1 pseudogene is annotated in these 294 nt (G+C 45.2%); it reads right to left on the reverse strand.

Annotated features, from left to right (window positions below):
- Positions 1-294 (reverse strand): annotated as a pseudogene (locus AC4J95_RS21250) (IS21 family transposase); the annotation flags it as partial.

Consider the following 294-nt stretch of genomic DNA (forward strand, 5'->3'; position numbering starts at 1 on the left):
TCAGTCATAATCGGTGTTGCGGAAAAGAAATTGTAACGAACATAGCCCACTTTGTTTTCTACACTGCCTTTTTCATTGCCGCTTCGCGGGTTGCACACTTGGGTCTCAAATCCATAGTGGGTAGCGAATTGCAGGAAACCGTCAGTTAACACTGCAGGTTCTAGCTTAGATTTCGTTTGGATAACAGCCGTTGACATATTGTCAATTCGAATTTTACGCGGCACACCGCCTGCTTGGCGAAACAGCTCTTTCATGCCTTCTAAAAGACATTCTTGATTTTCCGCCGGGAGTGTT

This window comes from Enterococcus sp. GPZ-007 (assembly GCF_059374735.1).